General features: G+C 71.3%; 5 protein-coding genes. All 5 read left to right on the forward strand.

Translation table 11 applies throughout. The features are described from left to right. The first annotated feature begins 17 nt into the window (after window positions 1–17). The 5 genes from glgA (at window position 18) to QO011_RS28080 (ending at window position 8,427) form a co-directional block, all read left to right on the forward strand. Complete coding sequence (gene glgA, locus QO011_RS28060; protein ID WP_307279654.1) at window positions 18–1,523, forward strand: glycogen synthase GlgA; 1,506 nt, start codon at window positions 18–20, stop codon at window positions 1,521–1,523. After that, window positions 1,520–3,583, forward strand: a complete 2,064-nt coding sequence (glgX, locus tag QO011_RS28065; protein WP_307279657.1) for a glycogen debranching protein GlgX — start codon at window positions 1,520–1,522, stop codon at window positions 3,581–3,583. The genes glgA and glgX overlap by 4 nt, the downstream gene beginning before the upstream one ends. Next, window positions 3,580–5,343, forward strand: a complete 1,764-nt coding sequence (treZ, locus tag QO011_RS28070) for a malto-oligosyltrehalose trehalohydrolase (protein ID WP_307279659.1) — start codon at window positions 3,580–3,582, stop codon at window positions 5,341–5,343. Before glgX ends, treZ begins: the two co-directional genes overlap by 4 nt. Beyond that, window positions 5,340–7,847, forward strand: coding sequence for a malto-oligosyltrehalose synthase (treY, locus tag QO011_RS28075; protein ID WP_307279661.1), 2,508 nt, complete (start codon window positions 5,340–5,342; stop codon window positions 7,845–7,847). The genes treZ and treY overlap by 4 nt, the downstream gene beginning before the upstream one ends. 127 nt (window positions 7,848–7,974) lie before the next feature. Continuing rightward, complete coding sequence (locus QO011_RS28080) at window positions 7,975–8,427, forward strand: hypothetical protein (protein WP_307279663.1); 453 nt, start codon at window positions 7,975–7,977, stop codon at window positions 8,425–8,427. The last annotated feature ends 183 nt before the right edge of the window (window positions 8,428–8,610 follow it).

Genomic DNA, 8,610 nt, shown 5'->3' on the forward strand with positions numbered 1-8,610 from the left:
GTGGAGACACGTTCCCCATGAAGATCCTTTTTGTGACCAGTGAATTCGCCGATTTCGCCAAGGCGGGGGGCCTTGCGGATGTGGCGGCGGCCTTGCCGCGGGCCCTGCGCGCCCAGGGCGTGGACGCCAGGGTGCTGCTGCCCGGGTTCCAGAAAGTGATCGACGAGCTCGACGTGCTGACGCTGGTCGGGACCCTGCCCCGACGCGCCGGCATCGGGCCGTGCCTGCTGGGCGAGGCCAAGACGCGCGACGGGCTGCCGCTCTATGTCGTGCTCGACCCCTCGCTCTACCAGCGCGAAGGCAATGCCTATGCCGGGCCGGACGGGCAGGACTGGCCGGACAACGACCTGCGCTTCGCCCGCCTCAGCCTCGCCGCCGAGCAGATCGCCGACGGCAAGGCGGGCCTGGCCTGGAAGCCGGACCTGGTGCACGCCAACGACTGGCCGACGGGCCTGGCGCCCGCCTTCCTCAAATGGGAGAACTCGACCGTTCCCTCGATCATGACGGTGCACAACCTGGCCTATCAGGGCCTGTTCCCGGAGGATCGCCGCGGCCAGCTCGGCATTCCGGACGAAGCCTTCACCCTCGACGGCGTCGAGTTCTACGGCCAGATCTCCCTGGTCAAGGCCGGCCTCTCCTATGCCGACCACATCACCGCCGTCAGCCCGACCTATGCGCGCGAGATTACCGAGCCCGAGCACGGCGCCGGGCTCGAGGGCCTCATCGCCGGCAAGGCGCGCGAGGGCGGCCTCACCGGCATCCTGAACGGCCTCGGCGGAGACTGGGATCCCCGGCACGACCCGCACCTGGCCCAGCCCTTCGATGCGCAGGACACCGCGGGCAAGGCGGTGATGAAGGAACGCGTCCGCACCAGCCTCTGCCTGGCGCCGGCGGAGGGGCCGCTGTTCGGCGTGGTGTCGCGCCTCGTCCACCAGAAGGGCATGGACCTCGTCGCCGAGGTCGCCTCGGCGATCGTCGAGCGCGGCGGCCAGATCGCCATCCTCGGCGTCGGCGACGCCGAGACGGAAGACCGGCTGCGCGAGGCCGTGCGCTACAACCGCGACCACGTCGCCATGCTCAACGGCTTCAACGAGCCGATGGCCCACCGCATCATGGCGGCGAGCGACTTCTACCTCACGCCATCCCGCTTCGAGCCCTGCGGCCTGTCGCAGATGCACGCCCAGCGCTACGGCGCCCTGCCGGTGGCGCACGCGACCGGCGGCCTGGTCGACACCATCACGGACGGGGAGACCGGCTTCCTCTTCCCCGACTTCTCGGTCGAGAGCTTCCTCTCGGCGATCGACCGCGCCTTCGCGGTCCATGCCGATCCACCGGCGCTGGAGCGCATGCGCGCCGCGGCGATGCGCCGGTCCTTCGACTGGGCCGACTCGGCCGAGGAGTACATCAAGCTCTATGCGCGCCTCACCGGCAAGCCGCTGCTGCGCCTGGCCGGGACGGGCGGGGCGCGCGCCGGCGCGACCACGGCCGACCTGCGTGCCGCCTCCTGCATGGACAGGCCATGAGGCGTGTGGATGCGGGGGCGCCCTACCCGCTCGGCGCGACGCCGGACGATACGGGTGTGAATTTTGCGCTGTTCTCCGACAATGCCGAAGGCGTGACGCTCTGCCTGTTCGACGCCAAGGGCCAGCAGGAGATCGAGCGCGTCGCGGTGCGCGAATGCACCAACGGCATCTGGCACTGCCATCTCCCGGGGGTGGGGCGCGGCCAGGTCTATGGCTGGCGCGTCCACGGGCCCTGGCTGCCGCGCGAAGGCTATCGCTTCAACGAGAACAAGCTCCTGCTCGACCCCTATGCGCGGGAGCTGGTCGGCGAGCTCGTCTGGGACGATGCGCTCTACGGCTACACCATCGGCGCCGGCGAGGATGCAGACCTGGTGAAGGATGCGCGCGACAGCGCGCCCTTCGTGCCCAAGGCGCGCATCCATCCGCGCATGCCGCTGGTGGCGACGCATCACCCGCACAATTCCTGGCCGAAGACGGTGATCTACGAGGCGCATGTCCGCGGCCTCACCATGCGCCACCCGCTGCTCGGCGAAGACGTGCGCGGCACCTTCGCCGCGCTGTCGACGCCGGCGATGATCGCCTATCTCGTCCGGATCGGCATCACGGCGATCGAGTTCATGCCGGTGCACGCCTTCGCGCAGGACCGGCACCTCGTCGACCGGGGCCTGGCCAATTACTGGGGCTACAACACCCTCGCCTTCTTCGCGCCCGAGCCGCGCTATCTCGACGGCTCGGGGGTGGAGGACATCGCCATCGCCGTCGACCGGCTGCACCAGGCCGGCATCGAGGTGATCCTCGACGTGGTCTACAATCACACCTGCGAGGGCAACCATCTCGGGCCGACCCTGTCCTGGCGCGGCATCGACAACGCCGCCTACTACCGGCTGCTGCCCGACGACAGGCGCTATTACGACAATCTCACCGGCTGCGGCAACGCTGTGAATACCGATCATCCGCGCGTGCTGCAGATGATCCTCGACAGCCTCAGGATGTGGACGACGATCTACGGCATCGACGGCTTCCGCTTCGACCTCGCCACCACGCTCGGCCGGCGCGCCGGCGGCTTCGACCCCTCGCACGCCTTCTTCAACGCCATCCTGCAGGATCCGGTGCTGGGGCGATCAAAGCTGATCGCCGAGCCCTGGGACATCGGGCCGGGCGGCTACCAGCTCGGCGCCTTCCCGCCGGGCTTCTCGGAATGGAACGGCGACTATCGCGACGTGATCCGCGACTTCTGGGTGGGCGAGGAGGGCAAGCTCGGCGCCTTCGCCACCCGCTTCGCCGCTTCCAGCGACCTGTTCGGCGAAGGCCACAAGCGGCCCTGGTCGAGCGTGAACTTCGTCACGGCGCATGACGGCTTCACGCTCGACGACCTCGTCTCCTACAACGAGAAGCACAACGAGGCGAACGGCGAGGACAATCGCGACGGCCACGACGACAACCGCAGCTGGAACTGCGGCGTCGAAGGCGAGACGGACGATCCGGCCGTCCTCGCCCTGCGCAAGCAGCAGAAGCGCAACCTGCTGGCGACGCTGCTGCTGTCCCAGGGCGTGCCCATGCTGCTGGGCGGCGACGAGCTCGGCAATTCCCAGGGCGGCAACAACAACGCCTATTGCCAGGACAACGAGATCAGCTGGATCGACTGGCACCGGCAGGATCCGGAGCTCGTCGCCTTCGTCTCCAAGCTGATCACGCTGCGGCGGCGACGCAGCGCCCTGTCGCGCCCGGAATTCCTCACCGGCGCGCGCAATATCCGCGGCCAGCCGGACGTGATCTGGTACGCCGCCGACGGCAGGCGCATGACGCCGGAGGAATGGAACACGCCGCATGTGCGCTGCCTGACCGTCATGCTCTCTCCGGTCCTGCCCAACGAGCCGGCGGTGATGGTGATGTTCAACGCCTCGCATCTCGACGTCGAGTTCCGCCTGCCGGCCCAGCGCACCGAAAGCTGGGTCGGCGTCGTCGACACCGCCGGCAACCACGAAGGCGCCAGCGTCGCCCCGGGCTCGCCGGTGACGGTGGCCGCCCGCTCGCTGGTGGTGTGGGACAGCAAGCCTTGAGGCGCTTCGGTCCGCTGCTGACGGAGAATGGCGCCGTCTTCCGCCTCTGGGCCCCGACTGCGGCGTCGGTGGAGCTGGTGCGCCCCGACGCGCCGGCCCTGCCGATGCAGCCCAGGGGCGCGGGTTTCTTCGAGTGCTTCGTTCCCGGCACGAGGCCGGGGCAGGCCTACATGTTCCGCACCGGCGGCCTCGACGTGCCCGACCCGGCCTCGCGGGCCCAGGCGGACGACGCGGACGGCTGGAGCCTCCTCGTCGCGCCGCTGCCGCCGCCGCGCAGCGGCGCCATCCGGCCCTGGCACGAGGCGATCCTCAGCGAGGTGCATGTCGGCGCCGCCTCGCCGGAGGGAAGCTTCGCGGGCCTGGCGGCGCGGCTCGACCATTTCCGCGACGCCGGCTTCACCGCCATCGAGCTGATGCCGCTGGCCGACTTCACGGGCGCGCGCAACTGGGGCTATGACGGGGTGCTGCCCTTCGCGCCCGACGCGCGCTATGGCCGGCCGGAGGACCTGCGGGCCCTGATCGAGGCCGCCCATGCCCGCGGCATGGGCGTCATGATCGACGTGGTCTACAACCATTTCGGCCCGTCCGGGAACTTCCTGCACCATTATGCCCCGGACTTCTTCGCGCCGGGCGAGCCGACCCCCTGGGGGCCGGCCATCGCCCTGGACAACCCGCTGGTCCGCGCCTTCTTCTGCGAGAATGCGCGGATGTGGCTGGAGGACTACGATGCCGACGGCCTGCGCTTCGACGCCGTGCACGCCCTGCGCACCATGGGCGCCGATCTCTTTCTCGACGAGGTCGCGGCCACGGCGCGGGCGGTGAAGCCCGACGCCTGGCTGGTGCTGGAGAACGACGCCAACCAGGCGCGCTGGCTCGAACGGGACGGCGCGGGCCGGCCGCGCCGCTTCACCGCCCAGTGGGACGACGACCGCCACCATGCCTTCCGGGTGCTGACGACCGGCGACAGCGCCGGCTATTTCGCCGATTATGCCCATCGGCCGATCGGCTCGGTCGAGCGGGCGCTGACCGAAGGCTTCGTCTACCAGGGCGAGACCAGCCGCCACCGCGGCGCGCCGCGCGGCGAACCCTCGGCGCACCTGCCGCCGGACGCCTTCGTCGCCTTCCTGCAGAACCACGACCAGATCGGCAACCGGCCGCTGGGCGACCGCATCGTCGAGGCGCTCGCCCCGGAGAAACGGGCGCTGCAGCGCTTCGCCCTGATGCTGTCGCCGCATGTGCCCATGGCCTTCATGGGCGAGGAAGCCGGTCTCGACACGCCGTTTCCCTATTTCTGCGATTTCGACGGCGCGCTCGCCGACGCCGTGCGCCATGGCCGCAGGGAGGAATTCGCCGCCTTCTTCGACAGCCATCCCGGCTCGCCCGACGCCCTGCCCGACCCGCTGGCGCCGGAGACGTTCGAGGCCGCGAAGCTGCCGTGGCGGCGGCTCGCCGAGCCGGCGCCGCGCCGGGCGCTGGATGATTTCCGCGGGCTGGCGGAGCTGCGGCGGCGGCTGGTCTGGCCGCTGGCGGCGGGCGCCTTCCGGGGCGCCGGCGCGCAGCGCAACGGTGCGGCGCTGCTGGTCTCCTGGCGCTTCGCCGACGGCGCGCTGACCATGGCGCTGAACCTCGGCGACGAAGCCGGGTCGATCGGCGGGCCGGGCCGCGCCCCGGATGCGGCAGCCGGCGAGGTCCGCATCGACGGCGCGGCGACGCGCCTCGGGCCCTGGGCGGCCGCCCTCTGGTCGGAGCCGGTCCGATGAGCCCGCCGATCACCGCGACCTATCGCCTGCAGTTCAACCGCGAGTTCCGCTTCGCGGACGCGCGGGCGCTGGTGCCCTATCTGCGGGACCTCGGCATCAGCCATCTCTATGCCTCGCCGATCTGCGCGGCGCGGCCGGGCTCCAGCCACGGCTACGACGTGGTCGACCCGACCGTCGTCAGCGAGGAGCTGGGCGGGATGGAGGAATTCCGCCGCCTGGTCGAGACAGCCCGGGCGGCCGGTCTCGGCCTCATCCTCGACATCGTGCCGAACCACATGGCGGCGGACCGGCACAATGGCCGCTGGATGGAGACGCTCTGCCTCGGCCGACGCGCGCCGGCGGCCGATATGTTCGACATCGACTGGCATCGCGGGCGGCTGGTGCTGCCGGTGCTCGGCGGCCCCCCGGCCGAGGTGCTGGAACGCGGCGAGATCGGCTTCGGCCGCGACGGCGCCGGCTGGATCGCGGCGCGCTATTTCGACCATGCCTTCCCGCTGCGGCCCGAAAGCGTCGCTGCCCTGGTCGAGCAGGCGGGCGGCGCGCCGCAGGCCGTCGAGGCCTGGCGCAGCCTGGAGGACGAGCCTATCGCCGAGGGGCTCGCCGAGGCGCAACGCGCGCTCCGCGCGGTCGACGCGGCCGCTCTCGACGCGGTGCTGGCCGAGGCTCCCGCGGCGCTCATCGACGCGCAGCACTGGCGGCTCGCCCATTGGCGGGCGGCGGAGCGCGAATTGACCCATCGGCGCTTCTTCAACATCAATGACCTCGTCGGGGTGCGGGTGGAAGACCCGGCCGTGTTCGAGATCGTCCATCGCCTGCCGCTGGCGCTGGTGGCCGAGGGCAGCGTCGACGGCCTGCGCGTCGATCATGTCGACGGCCTGGCCGACCCGGAAGCCTATTGCCGGCGCCTGCGCGAGGCCATGGGGCCGCAGGCGCTGCTGGTGGTCGAGAAGATCCTCGAAGGCGACGAGACGCTGCGGCCGTGGCCGGTCGACGGCACCACCGGCTATGAGCGGCTCAACGACATCAACGGCCTCTACATCGACGCCGATGGCCACCGGCGCCTGGACGGGCTGCTCGTCCGTCATGCCCTGGTGCTGGGCTCGCCGAAGGAGCGGCTGATCGCGGCCAAGCGCCAGGTGGTGACCGAAAGCTTCGGCAGCGAGCTCGACCGCCTCGCCGCGATGGTCGCGGGGCCGCAACCGGCGGAAGCCTGGCGGCACGCCGCGCTCGCCCTGGTGGTGCATTGCCCGGTCTATCGCAGCTATGCCACCGAGCGCGGCTATGGCGAGGACGACGAGGCGGTCTGGCGACAGACGCTGGCCGATGTCGCCGCACACGAGGAGGCGCCGGTCCAGGCAGCGGCCGAGGCCCTGATCGGACGGATCCGGTCGGGCGCGGTGGATCTGGCGCTGCGCCTGCAGCAGCTCAGCGGCCCGGCCATGGCCAAGGGGCTGGAGGACACGGCCTTCTACCGCAGCCTGGCGCTCGCCTCGGCCAACGAGGTCGGCGGCGACCTCGAGGCGCCGGCCCGCTCGATCGAGACGTTCCATCGGCGCGCCGCCGCGGCGGTGGGCCGGCGCGGCCTGGTGCCGCTCGCCACGCACGACACCAAACGCGGCGCCGACACCCGCGCCCGCATCAACCTGATCTCGCTCGATTCCAACGGCTTCCTCGCCGCGGCGGCGCGCTGGTCGGCGATGACGCAGCTGCTGCGCCAGCGCACGAGCGAGGCCGTGGCGCCGGACGCGCTGGACGAATGGCTGATCTGGCAGACGCTGGTCGGCGTCTGGCCGATCAGCGGCAAGCGCTTGGCCGCCTATCTCACCAAGGCGATGCGTGAGGCCAAGCGCCACACCAGCTGGGAGGCGCCGAACTGGGCCTATGAGGATGCGGCCTGCGCCTTCGCCAGCGCGCTGATCGAAGCGCCGGCGACGGCCGAGTTCCGCGCCGACATCGCCGCCTTCGTCGCCGGCCTGCAGCCGGCGGCCCGGCTCGCCTCGATCGCGCAGACCGTGCTGCAGCTCACCGCGCCGGGCATCCCCGACATCTATCGCGGCACGGAGCTGTGGGACCTGACGCTGGTCGACCCCGACAACCGCCGCCCGGTCGATTGGGAGGCGCGGCAGGCGGCGGCCGCGACCGAGCCGCCGCTCCCCCGCGACGACGACACCGGCGCCAGCAAGCTCCACGTCATGCGCCGGCTGCTGACGCTGCGCCGCGGCCAGCCGGCGCTGTTTCTCGAAGGCGACTACCGCCCCCTCGACGCCAGGTCCGGGGCCGGCCGCTGGATCGCCTTCGAACGCCGCGCCGGCGAGGCGGCGCTGCTGGTCGCGGTTCCCACCCGCACGATCTGCGAGCCGCCGGACCGGCTGGCGCTGCCGGGCCTGCCGCCCGCGGCCTGGCACAGCGCCTTCGACGACGCACCGCTCGACGTCGATGCCGACGGCATCGCCATCGAGCGCGAGCGGCCCTTCCTGGTGGCGCTGGGGAAGGTCAGGAATTGAGTGGACGGCGAAGCCGAATCACGGCTACCGCAGGCCACGCGGCCCAAAAAGGCACCGCCCTATCGTGCTTTCGCCACATTGGGCGTGCACCGGGCCTCATCCAATCCGACACCATGGGAGCATCATCATGGCCAGCCCCGCACCGCAGCGCGATGCCGACACCCCCAACACGATCTCGGCCCTCGGGCTGCGCCGCGCCGCGCTGCGCGGCATGCTCGCCTCGCCGATCATCGACACCGAGGAGCACAAGTCCCTGCGCGACGAGCTGGTCGGCGAGCTGCGCTCGATCAGCCAGTCCATGGCCCGGATCCAGGCGCGCAACTCGGTCGAGCTCTGCGCCAAGGTCGACGCGCTCGCCGAGGAGCACCGGCAGGAGCCGGACGCCGCCTCGATCCAGGAGCTGGTCGGCAGCATCCGCCGCGACGTGATGACGCTGGTGCCGCGCCCCGGCAACGAGCGGCCGAGCGTCCATCCCATCCGCACCTTCCAGACCGCCCGCACGGTCGACCCGGCAGCGGCGGAGGCGGCACGCGCCGCAGCCGAAGCCGGCGACGACAAGAAGGACGGCGAAGGCGCCTGAGCGGAAGAGGCGAACTCGTCCTCCCGATGTACGGGCCGATCGGGAAAAGAGCGGCCTTACGCAAAGGCCACCGTCTTAACCCGCGACCTCATGGGCGGACTCGTATGGGGCTTTTGTTGTCAAGCGGGAATGTCATCGGGTTTTCCTTGTATTTGAGATGTGGGGGGAAGCCGAGGGGCTCGG

Source organism: Labrys wisconsinensis (assembly GCF_030814995.1).
Taxonomy (GTDB): Bacteria; Pseudomonadota; Alphaproteobacteria; order Rhizobiales; family Labraceae; genus Labrys; species Labrys wisconsinensis.

Coding starts and splice junctions, on each gene's coding strand:
- treY (WP_307279661.1), top strand. CDS start 5,340: ATGAGCCCGCCGATCACCGCGACCTATCGCCTGCAGTTCAACCGCGAG.
- glgX (WP_307279657.1), top strand. CDS start 1,520: ATGAGGCGTGTGGATGCGGGGGCGCCCTACCCGCTCGGCGCGACGCCG.
- glgA (WP_307279654.1), top strand. CDS start 18: ATGAAGATCCTTTTTGTGACCAGTGAATTCGCCGATTTCGCCAAGGCG.
- QO011_RS28080 (WP_307279663.1), top strand. CDS start 7,975: ATGGCCAGCCCCGCACCGCAGCGCGATGCCGACACCCCCAACACGATC.